Source organism: uncultured Microbacterium sp. (assembly GCF_963524805.1).
Taxonomy (GTDB): Bacteria; Actinomycetota; Actinomycetes; order Actinomycetales; family Microbacteriaceae; genus Microbacterium.
In genome coordinates this window covers 43,614-65,931 of sequence record NZ_CAURGG010000002.1, presented here as the reverse complement: position 1 = coordinate 65,931, position 22,318 = coordinate 43,614, and the positions used below count along the sequence as shown (strand labels likewise).

Here is a 22,318-nt window from a genome sequence, read left to right as displayed (position 1 = left end):
CGCGGCCCGCACTCGTTCCCCCGCTCATCACCGCCGATACGGAGGCCCCCACGTGACCGCGACCGACACCCGCCGCCCCCCGGCGGCCCCGGCATCGCCGGAACCCCGCCCGGAGAAGACGCCCCGCGTCCTCTCGTTCAGCCACCGGGTGAGCCGCTGGGACCTCAAGCTCTCGCCCTACCTGTACATCTCCCCGTTCTTCATCCTGTTCGCGATCGTCGGGCTCTTCCCGATCGTGTTCACCGCGATCATCTCGTTCCAGGACTGGGACCTCGTCCGAAACTCCGGCACGTTCGTCGGCCTGGATCAGTACATCTGGATCCTGAACCAGGCAGCCTTCTGGACCGCGCTGCGCAACACCTTCAGCATCTTCCTGCTCTCCACGATCCCGCAGCTGGTGCTGGCGATCTTCATCGCGGCGATGCTCGACCGCAACATCCGCGCCAAGACGTTCTGGCGCATGAGCGTCCTGCTCCCCTTCGTCATGGCGCCGGTCGCCGTCGCGCTGATCTTCAGCAACATGTTCGGCGACAACCACGGTCTCGTGAACAACGTCCTCGGCAGCCTCGGCATCAACCCGATCCCGTGGCACAAGGACCCGTTCTGGAGCCACATCGCGATCGCGACGATGGTCAACTTCCGCTGGACCGGCTACAACGCGCTCATTCTCCTCGCCGCGATGCAGGCGGTTCCCCGCGAGTACTACGAAGCGGCGACCGTCGACGGCGCGAACGCCTTCCGCCAGTTCTGGAGCATCACGCTTCCTTCGCTCAAGCCGACGCTGATCTTCGTGATCATCACCTCGACGATCGGCGGCCTGCAGATCTTCGACGAGCCGCGCATGTACGACAACACCGGCCAGGGCGGCGCGGCGCAGCAGTGGCTCACGATCACGCTGTACCTGTACAACATCGGCTGGGGCGAGTTCAACTTCGGTCGCGCCGCCGCGCTGGCGTGGATCCTGTTCCTGATCATCATCGTGATCGGCCTGATCAACCTGTTCATCACCCGTCGCCTCGTCCGCGACGAAGGCGGGCGGGGCGAGATATCGCCGCGCCGACGGAAGGGAATCCGGCGATGAGCGCCATCAGCACACCGCCCCTCGCGATCATCGAGGAGAACGTCCCGAACGCCCGCGAGCGACGGCGCAACGAGCGGACCACCCGCATCCGGGGAGTCCGTGCGAGCACGTGGGTCTACATCGGCCTCGGGGTCGTCGCCGTCTCGGCGATCTTCCCCTACTACTGGTCCTTCCTGATCGGCTCGGGCACGGCCTCGACGATCAACGACCCGAACATGTCGTGGATCCCGGGCAGCAACTTCATCGCGAACGCACTCTCGGTGATCAACGACCCGGCCGTGAACTTCTGGCTGGCGCTGTGGAACTCGATCTTCAGCTCGGCCGTGATCGCCGCATCCGTCGTGGTCTTCTCGACGCTGGCCGGATGGGCGTTCGCCAAGCTCAAGTTCCGCGGCGGCAAGTGGCTGCTCGCCTTCGTCGTGGCCACGATGGCCGTGCCGATGCAGCTGGGCGTCGTCCCGCTGTACATTCTGTTCTCCGACCTGGGCTGGACCGGCAACATCGGCGCGGTCATCGTGCCGGCGCTGACCAGCGCGTTCGGGGTGTTCTGGATGACCCAGTACCTGAGCCAGTCGGTGCCCGACGAGCTCATCGAGGCCGCACGGGTCGACGGCGCGACGCAGATCCGCACCTTCTGGACGATCGGCGTCGTGGCGGCGCGTCCGGCGGCGGCGATGCTGTTCCTGTTCACCTTCGTCGGCGCGTGGAACCAGTTCTTCTGGCCGTTCATCGTGCTCGATCGGCAGAGCCCGACGCTGCCGGTGGCACTCTCGCTCCTGCAGTCGAACTACTTCGTGGACTACTCGATCGTCCTTGCCGGCGTGCTGCTGGCCACGATCCCGCTCCTGATCCTGTTCGCCTTCGCCGGCAAGCAGCTGGTCAGCGGCATCATGGCCGGGGCGGTGAAGGGCTGAGATGACCACCGACGTCAGAGAGTTCTCCGTCCCCGCACGTGAGAACCGGGGGCGACCCTTCCCCTCGAACTTCCTGTTCGGCGCAGCCACGGCTGCGTATCAGATCGAGGGCGCCGCCCTCGAGGGCGGTCGTCGCGACTCGATCTGGGACGCGTTCAGCCGTGAGCCGGGCGCCGTCATCAACGCCGAGAACGGCGACGTGGCCTGCGACCACTATCACCTGTACCGCGACGACGTCGCCCTGATGAGGTCGATGGGGCTGCAGACGTACCGCTTCTCGACGTCGTGGTCGCGCGTGCGTCCGGACGGCGGCGCACTCAACCCCGAAGGCGTCGACTTCTACAAGCGCCTCGTCGACGAGCTGCTGGATGCCGGCATCCTCCCCTGGCTGACCCTGTATCACTGGGACCTCCCCCAGGCGCTTCAGGACCGCGGGGGCTGGACGGTGCGGGACACGGCCGACCGGTTCACCGAGTACGCCCTGGACATGCACGACGCGCTCGGCGACCGGGTGAACGTGTGGACGACGCTCAACGAGCCGTGGTGCTCGTCCTTCCTCAGCTACACCGCGGGCCTGCACGCCCCGGGGCACTACAGCAGGAGCGAAGGGATGCTGGCCGCTCACCATCTCCTGCTCGGCCACGGCCAGGCGGTTCGGGAGCTGCGCGCCCGGGACTCGTCGCTCAACCTCGGGATCACGCTGAACCTCACGGTCGCCGACCCGGTGGATCCGACCGATCCGGCCGATCTGGATGCCGCGCGCCGGATCGACGGGCAGTTCAACCGCTGGTTCCTCGACCCGATCTTCCGCGGCTCCTACCCGCAGGACATCTTCGACGAGATCGCCGACGACGCTCTGCGTGCGGCGATCCAGCCCGGCGATCTCGACGTGATCTCGACGCCGATCGACACGCTCGGCGTCAACTACTACCACGGCGAGTTCGTCGGCGGCCATGCGCCCGCCGTGCCTCCGATCGGCGGAGACGCGCCGACCGACCGCCGAGGCGAGTCGCCGTTCCCGTCGTCGGAGGGCATCTTCTGGCACGAGCGCGGGCTGCCGCGCACCCCCATGCACTGGGAGGTGCAGCCCGAGGGGCTGACCCGCCTGCTGGTACGGGTGTCCGAGGACTACGCCGCCCCGGCGGGCACGTCGCTCTTCGTCACGGAGAACGGCGCCGCCTACGACGACGAGCCCGTGATCGAGGACGGCGTCACGCGCGTGCACGACGCGGATCGCGTCGATTTCGTGCGGGAGCATCTGGGCGCGATCCTGGACGCGGTGGATGCCGGCGTCGACGTGCGCGGGTACTTCTACTGGTCCCTGCTCGATAACTTCGAGTGGGCGTGGGGCTACGAGAAGCGATTCGGTATTGTGCGAGTCGACTATCGAACGCAGGAGCGCTCCGTCAAGGACAGCGGCCGGGAGTATGCGCGCATCATCGCGGCACGCGAGCTCGACGACACCGCCGAAGCGGACGCAACCGGGTCGTAGCACCCGCGAAAGGCACGGCATGGTCAGCGATACGCGCAGCCACACGATCGGCGAGGTCGTCACGATCGAAGAGGTCGCGGCCGCCGCCGGCGTGTCCCGATCGACGGTCTCGCGGGTGGTCAACGGTTCGACCGCGGTCAGCCCGACCGCGCTCGAATCCGTCAAGCGCGCGATCGCCGATCTCAACTACGTGCCCAATCGCGCTGCGCGTTCTCTCGCCAGCCGCCAGACGCACGCGATCGCACTGGTCGTGCCCGAGGACACCACACGCTTCTTCGGCGACCCGTTCTTCGCCGCGATCGTCTCGGGCATCAACGCCCGCATCAGCCGGTCGGACTACGTGCTGAACCTCTTCATCGCCAGCGACGACCCCGGCGACAAGACGACGAGCTACGTCCGCAGCGGCAGCGTGGACGGCGCCATCATCGTCTCCCACCACACCAGCGACCTCTTCATAGACAAGATCGCCGCAGCGGTGCCCGTCGTCTACGGCGGTCGCCCGGTGCGCGAACGGGAGCGCGACTACTACGTCGATGTCGACAACGTCCGCGGCGGACGCGAGGCGACCGACTTCCTCATCGAGCGCGGTCATCGCAGCATCGCCACGATCACCGGACCGCTCACGATGCCCGCCGGCATCGACCGCCTGCAGGGGTACCACCAGGCGATGGCGGCGGCCGGTCTCGAGCCGGGACCGGTCGAGGACGGGAACTTCACGGCCGACGGCGGCGCGGCCGCCATGTCGCGGATCCTCGAGAGCGGCACCCGGCCGGAGGCCGTCGTGATCGCGAGCGACCTGATGGCCCGCGGCGCGCTCGCCGTGCTCGCTCGCGCGGGCATCCGCGTTCCCGATGACATCGCGATCGTCGGCTTCGACGATTCACCGGTCGCGACCTCCGTCTCGCCGCAGCTCACCACCATGCGTCAGCCCTCGTTCGCCCAGGGCGAGAAGATGGCCGAGATCCTGCTCGAACTGCTCGCCGGCGGCAAGCCGCGTCACGTGACGGTGCTGGATACCGAACTCGTCGTACGGGGCAGCGCCTGAGCCCGAGACTCCGGCTGGTCGCGTTACGCTGCCGTCGCGAGGATCTCGTTCGCCCAGGGGTCGGCGAAGGACAGCGTCCTGCCGTCATCGCGCACGGCGAACCCGTGGTCGCGCAGACGCTCGCCCAGCGCGCCGAGCGCGTCGTCGTCGGGAAGGGCCAGGTCGACCCTCCCGAGCCCGAGCGCCGGCATCCGGGGTCCGGCCCCGCGGGAGTTCCACACGTTCATCGCCATGTGGTGGTGGTAGCCGCCGGCGCTGACGAACACCGCCTGATCGCCGAGACCCGCCGTCTCGTCGAACCCGAGGGCCCCGACGTAGAAGGCGCGTGCGGTGGCCACATCGCCCACGGACAGATGCACGTGCCCGATGGATGCCGGCTGCATCGCCGTCGCGGCGGCGGCGCCCTCTTCGGAGAGGTGTTCGGCGAGGAAGCCGTTCGGGTCGAGGTACAGGGTCGCCATCTCGACCCGGCCATGCACCCACGACCAGTCGGTGCGGGCACGGTCCCAGTACAGCTCGATGCCGTTGCCCTCGGGGTCGGTGAAGTAGAACGCCTGGCTCACGAGGTGATCGGCTGAGCCGGTGAACGTGCCCGGGGCATGGCGGGCCACGGAGTACAGCGCTGCCGCCAACGCGGCCTGCGTCTCGAACAGGATGGCGGTGTGGAACAGTCCGGCGGATCCCGCGGCAGCATGGCGCAGCGCCGGCTCGTGCCGCAGGATCACGATCGCCCGACCGGCGCGGCCGAGCGTCACCGCGTCACCCTCGGACCCCAGCACGTCGAGGGTCACCACGTCGCGGTAGTAGCGCGTCATCGCGTCGAGGTCGCCGACCAGGAGCGTCACGGCGCCCATCGACGTGTCGGCAGCGAGTCGGTCGCCCTGCGCGGTGAGCAATTCATTCATGTGGATATACAACGCTCCGTGGCGGCCGTCCATTCCGGACCGCTCTACGCGGTCAGGCGCGCCAGCAGCTCGCGATACCGCGCGGCGGTCCGGGCGACGATATCGGCGGGCAGCGCCGGAGGGGTGCCGGTCCTGTCCCAGTTCGCCGCCAGCCAGTCGCGCACGATCTGCTTGTCGAAACTCGCCATCCGCTCGGACGGCGTCGAGCCGGCCTGCCAGGCGGCGGCATCCCAGTACCGCGACGAATCACTCGTGAGCACCTCGTCGGCCAGCGTCAGAACCCCGGCGTCATCCAACCCGAACTCGAACTTCGTATCCGCGAGGATCAGGCCCCGCACCTCGGCGATGCCCGCCGCGCGGCGGTAGATCTCCAGCGAGAGGTCGCGCAGTCGCGCCGCGAGGTCGGCTCCCACGATCTGGACCATGCGCTCGTACGAGATGTTCTCGTCGTGCTCGCCCATCGGCGCCTTGAACGCGGGAGTGAAGATCGGCTGCGGCAACCGGTCTCCGTTGCGCAGCCCCGGCGGCAGCGCGATACCGCACACGGTGCCGCCGGCCTCGTACTCCGCCCATCCCGACCCGGTGAGGTACCCGCGCACGACGCACTCGATGGGCTGCATCGACAGTCCCCTGACGAGCATGGCCCGGCCGGCGACCTCCGCAGGGATCACTTCGCGGGCACCGTCGCCGTCGAGCACGTGGTCGGCGAGCAGGTGATTCGGGATGCCGCGCTCCGCCCCTGCGCCCGTCGCCAGCCGATCGAACCACCACAGACTCAGAGTGGTCAGCAGGACGCCCTTGTCGGGGATGCCGGGCTCGAGCACATGGTCGAACGCGCTGACCCGGTCGCTCGCAACGACGAGCATGCGCTCTGCCCGCGTGTCAGCCGGCAGGTCCTCCGGCACGTAGAGATCGCGCACCTTCCCCGAATAGACATGGCGCCAGCCGGGCAGGTTCGCAGGAGAGGTCACCCGCTCATTATCCCCGGAGGGCGCTCACGGCGTGATCTCGTCCAGGTAGGCCAAGGCCTCGCTGATCAGGTCGTCCCAGCGCTGCGGGCCGGCCTCAACGCTCACGGTCGCCCACTCGCGCATGGGGCGATCGCGCATGATCATGCGCGCGGCGACACCCTGCTCGGCGAGCTCGGTGACCCGAGCCTCGGGCAGCTTGACGACGAGTCCGCCCAGGTGACCGACGAACGCGAAGACCTTGCCCCGCACCCGCAGCCCCTCGCTGCCGAACATCGCGCCGATGTCGACCTCTGGTCGCTCGAGCAGCCGGGCGGCGATCGGGTCGAAGATCGCGTGCGCTTGCTCCAGCGCATCCTTCACGTCGCCGCCGTCCACGCGGGTGCGTACGCGGGCTGGTAGAGCATGAGCCGACCGATGCCCGGCACCGCGATGTCCAGCCCCCGCCCGTACTCGCGTTCCCAGGGCTCGCCGTCGAACTGCGCGCCTCGCTCACGAAGCACCTCGAGCGTGCTGTCGAGGTCATCGCACATGAGGGAGACCTCGTGCCGCTGCTCGGAGGGCGACTCCTGCCCCGGCCAGGTGCGCGGGTGGACACCGCCCTCGCTCGGGCCGGTGGCGAAGATGAGCCAGCCGGGCGATGTCTCGATGAAATCCCAGCCGATGACGTCGCGGAAGAACGCCCGCGTCGCGGGCGGATCGTCGCTGTAGACCAGCGTGTGGATTCCGGTGATCATGTCGACACGCTACAGACCGCGCCCGACATGGGCTATAGTCCATCTGGACTAATCAAGACGGAGCATTCATGTCAGGCGACCCCAGCACGAGGCTCACGCCCCTCGGCGTGATGGTGCTCGCGCTGCTGCGCGAAGGCGACATGCACCCGTACGAGATGATGCGCCTGATGCGCGCCCGCCGCGACGACCGGCTCGTGACGATCCAGAACGGAACCTTCTATCACACCGTCTCGCGACTGGAGCGGGCGGGACTGCTCGCCGAGGTCGGTGTCGATCGCGAGGGCAACCGGCCGGAGCGGACGACGTACACCCTGACCGACAGCGGCCGTGACGTCGTCGTCGACTGGGTGCGCAGGGAGCTGCCGCGCACCGATCGGCCCTCCGAGTTCCGCGTCGCGCTGGCTGAGGCGCACAATCTTCCGCGGGAAGAGGTCGCCGAGCTGCTCGCCGTCCGTCGTGCGGCGCTGGCCGCCCAGCTGGAGATGCACACGCGCGGTCTCGCCGAAGCCGACCGGCGGGGCGTGCCGCAGCAGTACCTGGTCGAAGTGGATCGCGAAGCGTCCCTGCTCGACGCCGAGATCGCCTGGCTGGATCGACTCCGCGCCCGGCTCACCGACGACCCGATGCCCTGGGGCATCGCCGACATCCCCGAGGAGAGCCTCCACCGGCTCTTCGCCCTCCGAGAGGCTCAGAGATCATGACCGAGAACGCGACCCGCGCGACCGCACGCGCGGCATCCACCCCGACCGGCTCCGGTCGCAGCCCGTGGGCGGCCCTCTGGGCGCTGGTGATCGGGTTCTTCATGATCCTGGTCGACACCACGATCGTCTCGGTCGCCAATCCCGCCATCAAGGCCGCGCTGGATCCGGACACGAACAATCTCGACAACGTGGTCTGGGTCACCAGCGCCTATCTGCTGGCGTACGCCGTACCGCTGCTGATCACCGGCCGCCTCGGCGACCGCTTCGGACCCAAGCGCATCTACTTGGTGGGTCTGGTGATCTTCACCCTCGCGTCGCTCCTGTGCGGCTTCTCGGGGACGCTCGAGATGCTGATCCTCGCCCGGGCGGTGCAGGGCCTCGGTGCCGCACTGATGACCCCGCAGACGATGGCGGTCATCACCCGGACGTTTCCGCCCGACCGACGCGGAGCGGCGATGGGTCTGTGGGGCGCCACGGCCGGTGTCGCAACCCTGGTGGGTCCGCTGGCGGGCGGACTGCTCGTGGACGGCCTGGGGTGGGAGTGGATCTTCTTCATCAACGTGCCCGTCGGCATCGTCGCGTTCGTGATGGCGTGGATCTTCGTGCCGAACCTGCCGACGCACGCGCACCGGTTCGACATCCCCGGCGTGATCCTCAGCGCGGTCGGCCTGTTCCTGATCGTGTTCGGACTGCAGGAGGGCGAGCACTACGACTGGGGCGTCATCTGGGGACCCATCACCGTATGGATGCTGATCATCGCGGGTGTGATCGTGATGGGCATCTTCATCTGGACGCAGGCGCGCACGAAGAACGAGCCGCTCGTGCCGCTCGAGCTGTTCAAGGACCGCAACTTCGGCGTCTCGAACTTCGCGATCGCGACGGTCGGGTTCACCGTGACGAGCATGTCGCTGCCGCTCATGTTCTTCATCCAGCTCGCGCGCGGCCTGACGCCGACGCAGGCGGCGCTGCTGCTGGTGCCGATGGCCCTGCTCACCGGCATCCTCTCACCGTTCGCCGGCCGGCTGCTGGACCGCGTCGATCCGCGACTGCTGCTCGTTCCCGGCCTGCTCATGGTCTCGGGTTCGCTGCTCTGGTACTCGACGCTCATGAACGCCGACACCCCCATCTGGATGTTCCTGATGCCGTCGGCTCTCATGGGCATCGGGAACGCGGGGATGTGGGGGCCCCTGGCCACGACCGCGACACGGAACCTTCCGATGAGTCAGGCGGGTGCGGGTGCGGGCATCTACAACACCACGCGCACCGTCGGGTCGGTGATCGGCTCCGCCGCGATCGCCGCGTTCATGCAGAGCCGCCTCGAGGCGAATCTTCCGGGTGCGTCCGAGGCGACGGGCGGATTCGGCGGGGGAACGCTGCCGGCGTTCGTCGTCGACGGCTTCTCCACGGCGATGGCTCAGGCGATCCTGCTGCCGGCATCCGTGCTGCTGCTCGGAGTCGTGGCGGTGCTGTTCCTGCGCCGCACGAAGGCATCGGGCGAGAAGGAGTGGCACGCGGCGAACGAGAAGCTCGCCGCCGAGGCGGCGGCCGAGGAGGGCCGGCGCGCGGCCGACTGAACCTCAGGTGCTCGTCACTCGTCGGGGTCGAACGGATCGATCGGCGCGTGGTGATCGAAGGCCTCGACACCGCGGCGCCAGTAGCCGCTGACCTGCGCCTGCGCTGCGGAAAGTCCGAGCGTGCGCCGCAGGTGCCGCCGCACCGGAACGAGGCTCGCGGCTTCGCCCGCCGCCCAGACGAACGTGCCCTCTCCGATCGGCGCCAGCCTGGCAAGCGCGTCCAGGACTGCGGCGCCCGACCCGTCGGGAGCGACCGTGAGCACCGAGACTCCCGGCAGAGCGCCGAGATAGTCGGCGACCCACCGAGCGTCCCCGGTCACGGTGGCGATGACCTGGACCGGGGTACCCGGCGGCACCTCCCGCACCCAGCGGCTCGCGGAGGGGAGGGAGGTTTCATCGCAGATCAGCAGGAGTCCGTCGATGTCCTGGGGCGCGCGGCGCGATCCGCGCGGGCCGAGGATCACGATGTCGTTCCCGGGACGAGCGGAGGCGGCCCACGACGAGGCCGGTCCGGGGTCGGCGTGCACGAAGAAGTCCAGATCGATCTCGATGCCGCCCTCGACCGTGCGCGGAAGCGGCGTGAAGTCGCGCGAGATCGCGGGGCCGTCCGGGCGGATGATGCCGTCTTCCCCCGGCCCGACGGGAGTGGGTGCGACCAGGTCGCCGGTCGCGGCATCCGGGAAGAACACGCGCACGTGATCGGCCGGGCCGGTGCTGGTGAAGTCCGTGAAGTCCGCGCCCGACACCGTCACGCGCACCATGGGCGGCGCCACCCGCTCCACGCGCAGCACGGTGGCACGCCGCGCCGTGAACCGGTTGCGGCCGCCATCTCGCGCGAACCTTCCGGGAACGCCTCGTCCTGCTTCGCTCACGCTCAGACCTCCACGACGCGCGCGGCGATGTCCGTGCGGTACTGGCCGCCCGGCAGGCCGATCTCGGCGAGCGCGCGATAGGTCCGCTCCCGCGCCTGAGCGAAGGTCGTCCCGAGGCCGACGACGTTGAGCACCCGCCCGCCGGTCGCGACGAGCGCGTCGCCCTCCCACGCCGTCGCGGCGTGGGCCAGGTGAACACCGGCGACCGCGGCAGCCGCATCCAACCCGGTGATCGAGCGACCCGTGACCGGCGCGGCGGGGTATCCCTCGCTCGCGAGCACGACGGTGACCGCGACCGCTTCGGCGAACGCCGGCCGGGGGTGATCTTCGAGGGTGCCGGATGCCGCGGCCAGCAGCAGCTGCGAGAGCGGGTCCTGCAGCCTCGGCAGCACCACCTGGGTCTCGGGATCGCCGAAGCGGGCGTTGAACTCGATGACCTTGACGCCCTGGGGGGTGAGGATGAGGCCGGCGTACAGCAGGCCGATGAACGGGGTGCCTTCCGCGTCGAGCTGCCGGATGACCGGCTCGGCGATCTCGCGCGTCACCAGGTCGACGAACGCCTGTTCGCCGCCGAACGGCTCGGCGAGCCAGGGCAGCGGCGAGTAGGCGCCCATGCCGCCGGTGTTCGGCCCGGAGTCGCCGTCGCCCAGGCGCTTGAAGTCCTGCGCGGGGCTCAGCGGCAGCACCCGGTCGCCGTCGCTCAGGAAGAACAGCGACACCTCGGGGCCGGACAGGAACTCCTCCACGAGGATCGCGCCGGCCGCGAGGTACGCCTCGGCGTGCGCGAGCGCGGCGGCACGGTCGTCGGTGACGAGCACCCCCTTGCCCGCCGCCAGGCCGTCGGCCTTCACGACGTACGGCGCCCCGAGAGCATCCAATGCAGCGGCGACGTCGGCGGGCGTGGTCGCGCGCACCGCACGGCCGGTCGGAACACCCGCGGCATCCATGATCCGCTTGGCGAAGGTCTTCGAGCCCTCGAGCTGAGCCGCCGCCCGGCCGGGGCCGAACACGGGGATGCCGTGCTCCCGCAGCGCGTCGGCGACGCCGGCCACCAGCGGCGCTTCCGGGCCGATCACGACGAGGTCGATCGCGTTCCCGTTCGCGAACCCGGTGACCGCAGCCGGGTCGTTCGGGTCCAGCTCGACGATGCTCGCCGCGCGGGAGATGCCGGCGTTTCCCGGTGCGGCGAAGATGTCGTGCGCGGCGTCCTCCGAGCGCAGGGCGAGGATGATGGCGTGCTCGCGCGCGCCCGAGCCGAGGACCAGGATTCTCACCCGCTCAGCCTAGCGATCGCCCCCTGACCCGACCGCCCTGCGCGGGTGCCGCGGTGGGACAATGGGCACATGGAAGCCACGCGCGGCGGCACCGTCGGCGGGAACTCGGACGACGAGCACGTCGTCGACCAGGAGTTCCTCGACGTCGTCGTGCACTCCTCGCCCCGCTACGGCAGGTTCCTCGGCATCGGCGTGGGCCTGGGGCTCCTCGTCGCCACCGTCCTCACCGTCGTCGCCGCATTCACGGACGAACCCGGCGGTCCGGTCTCGACGGGCGCGGGCGGCATCCTCCGGGTCTTCGCGCTGTACGCCGCGGTCGCCGTCGCGGTCGGGCTGCTCCTGATGGGACTGCTGGCGATGATCCTCGATCGCCGGTCGCTGCGCCGTGCGCGTGCGGCGCACGCCGAGCACGCGACCACGCTGGTGATGGACCTGGACTCGCCCGTCTCGGACGACGTGCCGCTGTGGGTGCGCGACGCCGACGATCTGTCCGGTCCCCGGTAGGCCGGGTCGCCGCCCCGGCGTAGCGTTGACGGATGCCGCGCAGAATCACCACCGATGAGGGCAGAGGGGCCCTCGCCTCCGTGCGGGAGGCGCAGGCGGTCGGCGAGGCACCCGCTCGCACGGACCTCGCCACCTCGGTGCGCTACCTGCTGCAGCTGCTCGGCGAGAAGGCCCCCGGAGGGTCGGTCGAGGTCCGCGTCCCGCCGTTCGGCGCGGTGCAGGTGATCGAGGGTCCGCGCCACACACGCGGTACTCCGCCGAACGTCGTCGAGACCGATGCTGCGACGTGGATCGCCCTGGCCACCGGCGAAGAGCGGTGGGCGGATGCCGCCTCGTCCGGTCGCATCCTGGCCTCCGGCATCCGCGCGGATCTCAGCGACGTGCTGCCGGTCCGGCCCTGAGCCCGGCTCGGACCCCGCTCAGCGGCGGAGTGCGAGAATGGAGGCATGTCCATCCCCTCCTTCCCCGACGACCGCGCGGCCGCGGATGCGCCGGTGGAGTCCTCGCCGGTGGAGTACCGGGTCGAAGAGCACATCGAGACGCTGCGCGTGCGGCGCTCGCCGAAGTACTCGGTCTTCCTGATCGCCGGAGCGGGCCTGGGCATCCTCGTCGCGATGATCCTGACCTTCGCGTTCAACGGCACCGGTGACACGAGTCCCAACACCGGCCTGGTCTACACCTCCAGCCAGGTCTTCGGGTTCCTCGCCCTGATCTGCATCACGGTCGGGGTCGTGCTGGGCGGTCTGACGGCGCTGCTGCTGGATCGCATGCTCGCGGGGCGCACGCGCGACGTCGTCGTCGACCGCGAGAGCGTGCGCGCGGAGGACTGAGCGCTACGCGAGCTCGGCGATGATCGGGTGGATCGCCGCGTCGAAGGCGACCACGTCGCCGCGAAGGCCGTCGGTGACGGCGATCGTCAGCGATCCGATCCACCACACGCCCCGCTGGGTGAGCGGAAGCACCTGGACATTCAGCTCGAACGAGTGCGCGCGCCGTCCCACCTGGCGCTCGTGCTCCGCGATGGCGCTCGCGTAGGCCCGGTACGAGACTCCCGGCTTGGCCGCGGAGTCCTTGCGGTACCGCTCGTGCGCCGACTGCGAGAAGGCCAGCGCTTCGGCCGCGAACGGCGTGATGGCCGTGCGCAGCACCTCCGACCCCGCCGCGGGCAGCGCGACCAGCGTGCCGAAGCCGTCCACCAGCTCGAGCGGCACCGGCGACGGGTGCGCGGTGGGCTCGACGGTCATCGCCCAGTACTCGCGCCACTGGCGTTCCAGCAGCGCCTGCGCCTCCTCGTCGCGCTCGCTCGCCCGCGGGTCGTTCACGCGGGGAGGGATGCCGCGCAGGTGCGGAAGCTCGTCAGGGGAGCGGATGCCGAGCACCTGGCGCAGGTAGAGGGCGAGCAGGACCGCCTGACTCGCGTCCTCGCGGATCAGCCACTCCGGAGCCCCCGTGCCGCCCATGCCCACCAGTCTACGGCGGGGCTCCCCACACGCTCGCGGCGATGTGCGCGGGCGTGAACCGCTGCCCACGCCCGCCGGTAGGCTGGAGAGGTGGTCTCACCCTCCCGCGACGCCGCTTCCCCGACGGGAAGCACGCCCGTGAACCCCTACTCCGAAGCAGGCGTCGACACCGCGGCCGGCGACCTGGCGGTGGAGCTGATGAAGTCCGCGGTGCGTCGCACGCACGGCCCCGAGGTGCTGGGCGGAGTCGGCGGATTCGCCGGACTCTTCGACGCGTCGGCACTGCGCTCCTACGCCCGCCCCCTGCTCGCGACCAGCACCGACGGCGTCGGCACGAAGGTCGCGATCGCTCAGGCGATCGACAAGCACGACACGATCGGCCTCGACCTGGTGGGCATGGTCGTCGATGACATCGTCGTCGTGGGCGCCACGCCGCTGTTCATGACCGACTACATAGCCTGCGGCAAGGTCGTCCCCGAGCGCATCGCGGACATCGTCGCGGGCATCGCCCGCGGCTGCGCCGAGACCGGCACCGCGCTGGTGGGCGGCGAGACCGCGGAGCACCCGGGCCTGCTCGGCATCAACGACTACGACGTGGCCGGGGCTGCCACCGGCGTGGTCGAGGCCGACCGCATCCTCGGAGCCGATCGCGTCCGCACCGGTGATGTCGTGATCGCCCTCGCGAGCAGCGGCCTGCACTCGAACGGCTATTCGCTCGTCCGGCACATCGTGGCCGGGGCCGGCATCCAGTACGGCGACAACGCCGCCGACTTCGGGACGACGTGGGGAGAGGCCCTTCTCGAGCCCACGCGGCTCTACACCTCGCCGCTCCTGCGCCTGATCTCCGGCATCCCCGATCACGTGCACGCGCTGAGCCACGTGACCGGGGGAGGCATCGCGGCCAACCTCGCCCGCGTGCTGCCGCAGCAGGCCTGGGTGGAGGTGGACCGCTCGACCTGGTCGCCGCCCCCGGTGTTCCGCGTGCTGGCCGAGATGGGCGAGCTCGACCTCCTGAGCACCGAGGGCACGTGGAACCTCGGCATCGGATTCGTCGCGGTCATCTCCGCCGATCGGGTGGATGCCGCGATCTCAGCCCTGGCGCAGGACGGCATCGCCGCCTGGCAGGTCGGCGTCGTCCGCGACGGCGAGCGCCCGGACGGCCTCTTCGAACAGGGCGCGAAGGGCGTGGACGGCGGCGCCGTACGCCTGGTCGGCACCTACAACACAGGCGGAGCGAACTAGATCCCATGTGCGGCATCGTCGGAATGGTCGGGCAGGGCTCGGTCAACCAGGAGATCTACGACGCCCTGCTGCTGCTGCAGCACCGCGGGCAGGATTCGACCGGCATCGCGACGGCCGAATCCAACGGCATCTTCCACATCGCCAAGGCGAAGGGGCAGGTGCGCGAGGCGTTCCGCACGCGAGACATGCGGGCGCTGCTCGGCGAGATCGGCCTGGGCCATGTCCGCTACGCGACGAAGGGGACGGCATCCAACGAGGAGGAGGCGCAGCCCTTCTACGTCAATGCCCCGTACGGCATCGTGCTCGTGCACAACGGCAACCTCACGAACACGCGCGAGCTGACCGACGAGCTGTTCCACACCGACCGCCGGCACCTGAACACCAGCAGCGACACCGAACTGCTGGTCAATGTGCTCGCGAACGAGCTGCAGTCCTCGATCTCGGGGATCGAACTGGACCCCGAGCAGGTCTTTCAGGCCGTCTCGCGCGTTCATGAGCGCGTCGAGGGCTCGTACGCCGCGATCGCCCTGATCGCCGGCTACGGGCTGCTCGCCTTCCGCGATCCGTTCGGCATCCGACCGCTCATCATCGGCACGCGCCCGGCCGCGGACGGGCACTACGAGTGGGTCGTCACCTCCGAGTCGCTCGTGCTCGAGAACGGCGGCTTCGAAGTCGTCCGCGACGTGCTGCCAGGGGAAGCGGTGTTCGTCGACCTCGAGGGTCATCTGCACACCAAGCAGTGCGCGACCGATCCGAGACTCGTGCCGTGCTCGTTCGAGTACGTCTACCTGGCCCGTCCCGACTCCATCATGAACGGCATCTCGGTCTACGAGGCGCGGCTGCGGCTGGGCGAGCGCCTGGCCGACACGATCGCCAAGTACACGCCGATGGGTGCGATCGACGTCGTCATGCCCATCCCGGACTCCTCGCGGCCGGCGGCCATGCAGGTGGCGCGAAAGCTCGGCCTCGAATACCGCGAGGGCTTCTACAAGAACCGCTACATCGGCCGGACCTTCATCATGCCGGGGCAGGCGATCCGCAAGAAGAGCGTGCGCCAGAAGCTCAACGCCATGTCCAGCGAGTTCAAGGGCAAGAACGTGCTGCTGATCGACGACTCGATCGTGCGCGGCACGACCTCGAAGGAGATCATCCAGATGGCCCGGGATGCCGGAGCCAAGAGCGTCACGTTCGCCTCGGCGGCCCCGCCCGTGCGCTACCCGCACGTGTACGGCATCAACATGCCTTCGCGGCACGAGCTCGTCGCCCACGGGCGGACGATCCCCGAGATCGCGAAGGAGCTCGGCGCGGACTACATGGTCTACCAGGAGGTCGAGGATCTCAAGGCGGCGATCTTGGAGGGCTCCGACGTCGAGGATCTGGACATGAGCTGCTTCGACGGCCGGTATGTCACCGGCACGGTCACCGAGGAGTACCTTGCCTGGGTCGAGGGCTCGCAGGAGTCCTGATCCGTCCGGGCGCGATCGGGCTCAGAGGTCGTGGTGATACTCCTCGATCAGGTGGTCCACGACCGCCGTCATGGCGGCATCCTGATCCGCGCCGGCCTCGGTCGCTTCCGCCGCGACCGCGCGCTGGCGCTGTGCGGAGGTGCCCGTCTCGGCGATCGTGAGGACGCGCTCCACCTCGGCGCGGCAGCCGAGGGCGTCGGCGTCCTCTCCCAGCATGCCGACGAGCTCGGCCATGAGCTGAGGGAACGGCACGATCGTGTTCGCACCGAAGTCGATGAGCCCCTCGGTGACCCCGTACCGCTGCGCGCGCCAGCGGTTCTCGCCGATCAGGAACCTGTCGTAGATGCGCCAGCGCTGGTTGCGGGTGCGCAGGCGCCAGAGCATCCGCATGAGGCACTGCGTGACGGCGGCGAGCGTGAGCGCGTCCTCCGCCCGCGGTGAGACGTCCATGATGCGCGTCTCGAGGGTGGGGTACTGGTGCGAGGGTCGGATGTCCCACCAGATCTTCGAGGAGTCCTCGATGATGCCGAGGTCCACCAGGACGGCGACCGAGCGCTGCAGCTCGCCCCAGCTCTGGTAGTCCGGCGGCAGCCCCGTGCGCGGCAGGTTGTCGAACACCGAGATGCGGTACGAGGCGAGCCCCGTGTCCTCGCCCTGCCAGAACGGCGACGAGGTGGACAGGGCCAGCAGGTGCGGGAGGAAGTAGGGCATCTGGCGCATGAGGTCGGTGCGCACTGCGTCGTCGCCGATGCCGATGTGCACATGGCAGCCGCAGATCAGCAGCCGCCGGGCGACGCCCGCCAGATCGCGCTCGAGACCGCGGTAGCGCTCCTTGTCGGTGTGGTGCTGCGTCTTCCAGTCCGAGAACGGGTGGCACGATGCGGCGATCGGCGCGAGCCCCTGCCGGGAGGCGTGGGCGGAAATGGTGGAGCGCAAGCGGCGCAGGTCGTCACGCGCCGCCCCCACCGAGACGCAGACCTTGGTGCCGATCTCGACCTGGCACTGCTTGTACTCGGGGCTGACCTGGTCCTGCAGCTCCTGCCGCAGGCCCTCGATGAAGCCTTCGGGGGCGACCCCGAGCGCCCGCGAGTCGCGATCGACCAGGAGGTACTCCTCCTCGATGCCCATGGTGAATTCGGGTCGCGCCATCTCCGGTCGCTGCATCGCGGCCCCTTTCCGTTGCCCCATCTCAGCGCTCGGGGGTGCGCACGGCAAGCGCGACAGGCCGGGACATCGCGGGCCCTAGGCTGAACCGGTGCCCCCCACACCGCCCGGAGTCCATGCGCGACCGCTGTGGCGGGGCAGGACGCTGGCCGTCATCGGCATCGTCCTGTTCGCCTTCTCGCTGCGCTCCGCCGTCGCCTCGCTCTCCCCGCTGTTCGACCACATCGCCCTCGACTTCGCCATGCCGGCGGCAGTCATCGGCTTGATCGGCACCGCACCGCCGGTCTGCTACGCCGTGTTCGGCATCCTGACCCCGCTCTTCGAGCGCCGGCTGGGACTGGAGCGTCTCACGCTCATCGCGATCGTCGTCGTAACGGTCGGGATGGTGCTGAGGGGATTCGCGACGGATGCCGCGGGCCTGCTGATCAGCACGTCCGTGATCTTCGCCGCCGTGGGGGTGGGAAACATCCTGCTTCCTCCGCTCGTGCGGACCTACTTCCCCGACCGCATCGGTCTGATGACGACCATCTACTCGACGACGATGGCCGTCGCGTCGTTCGTGCCTCCGCTCATCGCCGTCCCGGTCGCCGACGCCTCGAGCTGGCGCGTGTCGGTGAGCATGTGGGCGGTGTTCGCAGCCGTCGCGATCATCCCGTGGATCGTGATGCTGATGCGCGTGCAGTCAGGACGGTCCGACGACGACATCGCCGCGCCCAACCCGCGCGTCTTCCGGCGCATGTGGCGGCTTCCGCTGGCGTGGGCGCTCGCGGTCGGCTTCCTGGTGGCCGGCTCGCTCGCGTACACCTCGTTCGCGTGGCTGCCGCAGCTGCTGGTGGACACGGCCGGGGTGACCCCCGCCGTGGCGGGGGCACTGCTCTCGCTCTTCGCGGCGATGGGGCTGCCGGCATCCCTCCTCGTTCCCCTGCTGGTCACCCGCTATCACGCGACCCGGCTGCTGTTCGGCGTCGCCGTCCTCACCGGATTCGCGGGCATCGGCGGCCTGCTGCTGGCGCCGCAGGCCGCCCCATGGCTGTGGGTGGGACTGCTGGGTCTCGCGCCGCTGCTGTTCCCTCTCACGCTCGTCCTGCTCGGGCTGCGCAGCCGCACGCACGAGGGCGCCGTCGCGCTCAGCGGATTCGTGCAGAGCATCGGCTACGCGATCGTCGCGCTGTTCCCCGTCGGCATCGGGCTGCTGCACGGCGCGACCGACTCGTGGACGGGCCCGCTGCTGGTGCTCGGCGCCGTCGTGGCGGCGGCCATCCCGGCAGGGGTCATCGTGGCGCGGCGCACGACCATCGAGGACGAATGGGAGCGACGCCACGGCGCCTGGTGATCGGGTTCACCGACGTCGAGCGGGCTCGATTCAGGCGAGAACGGCGCTCAGGCCTTCTCGTCCTCGTACTCGTCGGCGTACTGATCAGCCCATTTGTCGACGTACTGCTCGTCGTCCGGGTGGCCGAGTTCCTTCTCCAGCGCGGAGTAGTTCACGGTCGGGCTGTACGACTTGAGTTCGCGAGCGATCTTGGTGTGCTTCGCCTTCTGACGGCCACGCCCCATGCGAGACCCCCTCATTTCTGAGTAACGGGTGGTGCGGGGCTGTTCGCCGCGTCGACCCGGGCATTCACGAAACCGGCTCGAAGGCCGGTAAGAGTAGCATTCAGGATAACACGGAGCCCCTGGTCGCTGACCGCTCCGACCCGGCACGGAAAGGGCGATGACGCATGGCTGATCAGGCATCCGAAACCCCGGGCGCGACCCCTGAGTCCACTCCGGTCGGCGACGCCGAGGCCGCGCAGCTGCGGGGTGCGGTCCTGGTCGGCACGGTTCCCGGATTGCCCACGCGCGTGGTGAAGGAAGCCGGACGCTACGCGAAACTTCTCGGGGCACCGCTGGTGGTGGTGCACGTGGACGTCACCCGGTTCGTCACGTACGAGGACCCGGACGGATACGTCCACTCGGCGCCGATCGACCTGAACGTGAGCGCCGGCGAGAGCGACCTCGCGATCGTCGAGGCCGAGGCTGCCGCGGTCCTCGAAGGACGCGGTGTGCAGTGGAGCGTCAAGCAGCTCGTCGGCGACCCGGCGATGGCGATGAAGCACCTGGCCGACCAGCTGGACGCCCGCCTCCTCGTGGTCGGCACCCGCAAGCGCGGGCTCGGCGAGTCGATCCGCGAGTTCTTCACCGGTTCGGTCGCCGCGCGCCTGGCGCATCGCCAGCAGCGGCCCATCCTCGTGGTCCCGTTGGGCGAGCCGGTGCCCGACGACCAGGAGATCTGGCCGGGCTGACGCCGCCCGCCTTCCCTGCCCGTGAGACGACAACTGCACGTCGAAACGATGGGTGAACCCCACGGTTTCGACGTGCAGTCGTCGTCTCAGCGAAGAGGCGCGGGGCGAATCAGCCCCGCAGCGTGCGGGTGATGCCGCGGGCGATCTCGTCGAGCGCCTTGGCGAGATCGTCGATGACGGATGCCGCCAGTTCGCCCCCGCGCGCGACGTGCGACCGAAGATCGGTGCGCACCTGCGCGCGGAACTCGTTGATCGCCGCTTCCGCTCGATGCATCTGCTCGCGGCTGGCCGTGCGCGGATCATCGCCGGTGGGCGTCCGATTCGCCGTCGCTCGCTCGTCGCGGGTCGCGGCGGCGAGGTCGGCGCGCAGGCTCTTCATCGCCTCACGCACGCTGCCGCGCACCTCGTCGGCGATCAGGCGCACGGAGTCGGTCAGGCCCGCCTCGATGCCCTCGAGGTCGCCCGCACGCGCGGCGACCTCGGCGCGTCCGGCATCCGTGATCTCGTAGACGGTCTTGCGGCCGTCGACGCTCTTGGTCACCAGGCCCTCCTCCTCGAGCTTCGCAAGGCGAGGGTAGATCGTGCCGGCGCTGGGCGTGTAGGTGCCGCCCGTGCGGTCGGCGAGGGCCTGCATAATGTCGTAGCCGTGCCGCGGCCCCTCATCGAGCAGGCTCAGCAGGTAGAGGCGCAGGTCGCCGTGCGAGAAGACCGGGGCCATCACCACTGCTCCTCGGCAGGGGCCGAAGGCGCGGCATCCGGAGTCTGGGCGGGCGTCGCGTCCTGCGCGGGCGCCGCGTACTCGCCGAACCCGGCTGTCTGCGAAACCTGCGCCGGGGCTGCCTGCGGAACCTGAGCGGGTGCGCCCGCTCGGCGCAGCACGGTCACATCGCCCGAGACGGAGTTCGCGCGGACATCGACGAACGAGCCGCTGAGCTCGCCCACCGAGCCGGAGAAGTTCGTGGTCGGGCCCGTACCCTGTCCGGAGCGCACGACGCCATCCACCTGCACGCGGCCACTGACGCTGCGAACGACGTAATTGGCGGGGCGCCCGTCGTCGAGGCGCACGGTGGCGTTGCCGCTCACGGTGTTGAGCGCGACCTGGTGCGCCTCGCCCGCCGAGTCGACGAGCATCGCGCCGGAGACCGTGTCGATCGTGGCCTTGCGGAGGCTGCCGGTGGCTGCCACATCACCCGAGACGCTGTTGGCGCTCAGCGAGCCGTCGAGCTCGCGGATCTGCACGTCCCCCGAGACGGCGTTGACCGTGAGGTCGCCCACGATGCCGTCGACGATGATGTCACCCGAGACCGTGTTCAGACGCGTGTCGTGACGGATGCCGGACACGAGCGCACTGGCGCTGACCACGCCCAGGGTGAGGGCCACCTCGCGAGGCACCGCGACGCTGATCTCGGCCTTCGGACCACCGGCGCCGAAGTTGCGGAACACTTCGAGGAAGTTGTCCCAGCGCAGCTGCGGGTGATCGATCTCGACGACGTCGCCGGTCACCTCGATGCGAAGGTCTTTGATCGTGACGCCGTGCACCTCGATGCGCGCGCCGGGTTCGTCGTGGCCGATGACGTCGATCTGGCCGCCGACCAGGCCGACTTTGAGCTTGCGCACCGATTCGATGTCGATGACGCGGGTTTCGCCCGGGTGGATGATCCACTTTTCCAGAGTCATGATGCTGTCCGTTCGTGAGGGGCTGACTCGCGATATATCGCGATGAGGTCCAGTAGACACGATATATCGCGAGTGGTCAAGGCGCGGGCGCGGAACTCAGGAACTTCACCGGTTGACATTGACGCAACGTCAACTTGTAACGTCGACGACATGACACAAGACGACTGGTCGATCCAGGAGATCGCGAAGATCGCCGGCACGACGAGCCGCACGCTGCGCCACTACGGCGACGTCGGGCTGCTTCCGGCCTCGAGGACCGGCTCCAACGGCTACCGCTATTACGACCACGAGGCGCTCGTGCGCCTCCAGCGGATCCTCCTGCTGCGCGATCTCGGCCTCGGCCTGCCGCAGATCGGCGAGGTGCTCGCGCGGGACACGACGCAGGAGGACGCCCTGACTGGGCACCTGGCGTGGCTCCGCCAGGAGCAGGAACGACTGGAACGGCAGATCATGTCGGTCCAGATGACCATCGAGGCATTGAGAGGAGGTGAACGACTCATGGCAGAAGACATGTTCGAAGGCTTCGACCACACCGAGTACAAGGACGAGGTCGAGCAGCGCTGGGGCAGGCAGGCCTACGCCGACGGGGATCGCTGGTGGCGAGGCATGAGCGCCGACGAGAAGGCGGCGTGGAAGCAGCGCCTGGCCGACCTGACGAGCGACTGGGTCGCGGCGGCCCGAGCGGGCGTCGCGCCCGACAGCGCGGAAGCGACGGCGCTCGCGCAGCGCCACGTCGCGTGGCTCGCCGGTGTTCCGGGAACGCCCGCCGACACGAAGGCATATGTCATCGGGCTGGGCGAGATGTATGTCGCCGACGAGCGCTTCGGCGCGAATTACGGGGGCAGCGCCGGGGCGGAGTTCGTCCGGGACGCGCTCCGCGTCTACGCGGAGGCGAACCTCTAGCAAGATCGGGAATCAAAAAACGGATGCCGTGTTCCGACGAAATCGTCGGGACAC

General features: G+C 69.5%; 25 protein-coding genes. 14 read left to right on the top strand and 11 right to left on the bottom strand.

Annotated elements, in window-relative coordinates; genetic code table 11:
* Positions 1 to 52 precede the first annotated feature (52 nt).
* The 4 genes from RWQ91_RS04660 to RWQ91_RS04645 are packed head-to-tail and all read left to right on the top strand — an operon-like array spanning position 53 to position 4,532.
* The gene (locus tag RWQ91_RS04660) at positions 53 to 1,081 is read left to right on the top strand and encodes a sugar ABC transporter permease (protein ID WP_314503033.1); all 1,029 of its coding nucleotides are present in this window, start codon (positions 53 to 55) and stop codon (positions 1,079 to 1,081) included.
* On the top strand, positions 1,078 to 1,995 hold the full coding sequence (locus RWQ91_RS04655) for a carbohydrate ABC transporter permease (protein WP_314503031.1): 918 nt from the start codon (positions 1,078 to 1,080) through the stop codon (positions 1,993 to 1,995). Before RWQ91_RS04660 ends, RWQ91_RS04655 begins: the two co-directional genes overlap by 4 nt.
* A gap of 1 nt (position 1,996) precedes the next feature.
* Complete coding sequence (locus RWQ91_RS04650) at positions 1,997 to 3,487, top strand: family 1 glycosylhydrolase (RefSeq protein ID WP_314503029.1); 1,491 nt, start codon at positions 1,997 to 1,999, stop codon at positions 3,485 to 3,487.
* Between the two features lie 19 nt (positions 3,488 to 3,506).
* On the top strand, positions 3,507 to 4,532 hold the full coding sequence (locus RWQ91_RS04645; RefSeq protein WP_399545885.1) for a LacI family DNA-binding transcriptional regulator: 1,026 nt from the start codon (positions 3,507 to 3,509) through the stop codon (positions 4,530 to 4,532).
* A gap of 23 nt (positions 4,533 to 4,555) precedes the next feature.
* On the opposite strand, the gene RWQ91_RS04640 is transcribed toward RWQ91_RS04645, so the two are convergent.
* From RWQ91_RS04640 to RWQ91_RS04625, 4 genes are read right to left on the bottom strand one after another with little or no spacing between them, the layout of a single operon-like run.
* Entirely contained in the window at positions 4,556 to 5,437 is an 882-nt protein-coding gene (locus RWQ91_RS04640; protein ID WP_314503027.1) for a VOC family protein, read from the bottom strand.
* A 44-nt stretch (positions 5,438 to 5,481) separates the two neighbouring features.
* Positions 5,482 to 6,408 carry a phosphoribosylaminoimidazolesuccinocarboxamide synthase gene (locus tag RWQ91_RS04635; protein ID WP_314503026.1) on the bottom strand — a complete coding sequence of 309 codons (927 nt, stop codon included), beginning with the start codon at positions 6,406 to 6,408 and terminating at the stop codon, positions 5,482 to 5,484.
* Positions 6,409 to 6,432: 24 nt separating this feature from the next.
* Positions 6,433 to 6,783 carry a hypothetical protein gene (locus tag RWQ91_RS04630; protein WP_314503025.1) on the bottom strand — a complete coding sequence of 117 codons (351 nt, stop codon included), beginning with the start codon at positions 6,781 to 6,783 and terminating at the stop codon, positions 6,433 to 6,435.
* Entirely contained in the window at positions 6,765 to 7,142 is a 378-nt protein-coding gene (locus tag RWQ91_RS04625) for a VOC family protein (protein ID WP_314503024.1), read from the bottom strand. The genes RWQ91_RS04630 and RWQ91_RS04625 overlap by 19 nt, the downstream gene beginning before the upstream one ends.
* Positions 7,143 to 7,210: 68 nt before the next feature.
* Here RWQ91_RS04625 and RWQ91_RS04620 point away from each other — a divergent pair, with 68 nt between their 5' ends.
* Entirely contained in the window at positions 7,211 to 7,843 is a 633-nt protein-coding gene (locus tag RWQ91_RS04620) for a PadR family transcriptional regulator (protein WP_314503023.1), read from the top strand.
* Entirely contained in the window at positions 7,840 to 9,417 is a 1,578-nt protein-coding gene (locus RWQ91_RS04615) for a DHA2 family efflux MFS transporter permease subunit (RefSeq protein WP_314503021.1), read from the top strand. Before RWQ91_RS04620 ends, RWQ91_RS04615 begins: the two co-directional genes overlap by 4 nt.
* A 14-nt stretch (positions 9,418 to 9,431) precedes the next feature.
* On the opposite strand, the gene RWQ91_RS04610 is transcribed toward RWQ91_RS04615, so the two are convergent.
* Positions 9,432 to 10,289, bottom strand: a complete 858-nt coding sequence (locus tag RWQ91_RS04610) for a siderophore-interacting protein (protein WP_314503020.1) — start codon at positions 10,287 to 10,289, stop codon at positions 9,432 to 9,434.
* Between the two features lie 2 nt (positions 10,290 to 10,291).
* Positions 10,292 to 11,563, bottom strand: a complete 1,272-nt coding sequence (purD, locus tag RWQ91_RS04605; protein ID WP_314503018.1) for a phosphoribosylamine--glycine ligase — start codon at positions 11,561 to 11,563, stop codon at positions 10,292 to 10,294.
* Between the two features lie 69 nt (positions 11,564 to 11,632).
* Between purD and RWQ91_RS04600 the strand changes: the two genes are divergently transcribed.
* Genes RWQ91_RS04600 through RWQ91_RS04590 form a run of 3 tightly spaced genes read left to right on the top strand, consistent with a single transcriptional unit; the run spans position 11,633 to position 12,897 of the window.
* Positions 11,633 to 12,067: a hypothetical protein gene (locus RWQ91_RS04600; protein WP_314503016.1), complete on the top strand. Its 435-nt coding sequence runs from the start codon at positions 11,633 to 11,635 to the stop codon at positions 12,065 to 12,067.
* 32 nt (positions 12,068 to 12,099) lie between these two features.
* Positions 12,100 to 12,468 (top strand): sterol carrier family protein, encoded by a 369-nt coding sequence (locus RWQ91_RS04595; protein WP_314503015.1) that lies wholly within the window; start codon positions 12,100 to 12,102, stop codon positions 12,466 to 12,468.
* Between the two features lie 45 nt (positions 12,469 to 12,513).
* Positions 12,514 to 12,897: a potassium transporter Trk gene (locus RWQ91_RS04590; RefSeq protein ID WP_314503014.1), complete on the top strand. Its 384-nt coding sequence runs from the start codon at positions 12,514 to 12,516 to the stop codon at positions 12,895 to 12,897.
* 3 nt (positions 12,898 to 12,900) lie between these two features.
* Here the strand turns inward: RWQ91_RS04590 and RWQ91_RS04585 are convergent, their stop codons facing one another.
* Positions 12,901 to 13,527: a zinc-binding alcohol dehydrogenase gene (locus tag RWQ91_RS04585; protein ID WP_314503013.1), complete on the bottom strand. Its 627-nt coding sequence runs from the start codon at positions 13,525 to 13,527 to the stop codon at positions 12,901 to 12,903.
* Between the two features lie 90 nt (positions 13,528 to 13,617).
* On the opposite strand from RWQ91_RS04585, the gene purM reads away from it, so the two are divergent.
* Both purM and purF read left to right on the top strand, forming a co-directional pair.
* Positions 13,618 to 14,769 (top strand): phosphoribosylformylglycinamidine cyclo-ligase, encoded by a 1,152-nt coding sequence (purM, locus tag RWQ91_RS04580; RefSeq protein ID WP_314503011.1) that lies wholly within the window; start codon positions 13,618 to 13,620, stop codon positions 14,767 to 14,769.
* A gap of 5 nt (positions 14,770 to 14,774) precedes the next feature.
* Positions 14,775 to 16,235, top strand: coding sequence for an amidophosphoribosyltransferase (gene purF, locus RWQ91_RS04575; RefSeq protein ID WP_314503009.1), 1,461 nt, complete (start codon positions 14,775 to 14,777; stop codon positions 16,233 to 16,235).
* A gap of 21 nt (positions 16,236 to 16,256) precedes the next feature.
* Here the strand turns inward: purF and RWQ91_RS04570 are convergent, their stop codons facing one another.
* Complete coding sequence (locus RWQ91_RS04570) at positions 16,257 to 17,384, bottom strand: carboxylate-amine ligase (RefSeq protein ID WP_314503008.1); 1,128 nt, start codon at positions 17,382 to 17,384, stop codon at positions 16,257 to 16,259.
* Between the two features lie 106 nt (positions 17,385 to 17,490).
* On the opposite strand from RWQ91_RS04570, the gene RWQ91_RS04565 reads away from it, so the two are divergent.
* A complete protein-coding gene (locus RWQ91_RS04565; protein WP_314503007.1) occupies positions 17,491 to 18,732 on the top strand; it encodes an MFS transporter in 1,242 nt (413 codons plus the stop codon).
* Positions 18,733 to 18,779: 47 nt separating this feature from the next.
* Here RWQ91_RS04565 and RWQ91_RS04560 read toward each other — a convergent pair whose 3' ends face one another.
* Positions 18,780 to 18,956: a DUF3073 domain-containing protein gene (locus RWQ91_RS04560; protein ID WP_091701886.1), complete on the bottom strand. Its 177-nt coding sequence runs from the start codon at positions 18,954 to 18,956 to the stop codon at positions 18,780 to 18,782.
* Between the two features lie 164 nt (positions 18,957 to 19,120).
* Here RWQ91_RS04560 and RWQ91_RS04555 point away from each other — a divergent pair, with 164 nt between their 5' ends.
* Positions 19,121 to 19,684, top strand: coding sequence for a universal stress protein (locus RWQ91_RS04555; protein ID WP_314503004.1), 564 nt, complete (start codon positions 19,121 to 19,123; stop codon positions 19,682 to 19,684).
* Between the two features lie 109 nt (positions 19,685 to 19,793).
* Here RWQ91_RS04555 and RWQ91_RS04550 read toward each other — a convergent pair whose 3' ends face one another.
* Entirely contained in the window at positions 19,794 to 20,402 is a 609-nt protein-coding gene (locus RWQ91_RS04550) for a PadR family transcriptional regulator (RefSeq protein WP_314503002.1), read from the bottom strand.
* The gene (locus tag RWQ91_RS04545) at positions 20,402 to 21,361 is read right to left on the bottom strand and encodes a DUF4097 family beta strand repeat-containing protein (RefSeq protein ID WP_314503001.1); all 960 of its coding nucleotides are present in this window, start codon (positions 21,359 to 21,361) and stop codon (positions 20,402 to 20,404) included. Before RWQ91_RS04545 ends, RWQ91_RS04550 begins: the two co-directional genes overlap by 1 nt.
* 150 nt (positions 21,362 to 21,511) lie before the next feature.
* Between RWQ91_RS04545 and RWQ91_RS04540 the strand changes: the two genes are divergently transcribed.
* Positions 21,512 to 22,264, top strand: coding sequence for a MerR family transcriptional regulator (locus RWQ91_RS04540; RefSeq protein ID WP_314502999.1), 753 nt, complete (start codon positions 21,512 to 21,514; stop codon positions 22,262 to 22,264).
* The last annotated feature ends 54 nt before the right edge of the window (positions 22,265 to 22,318 follow it).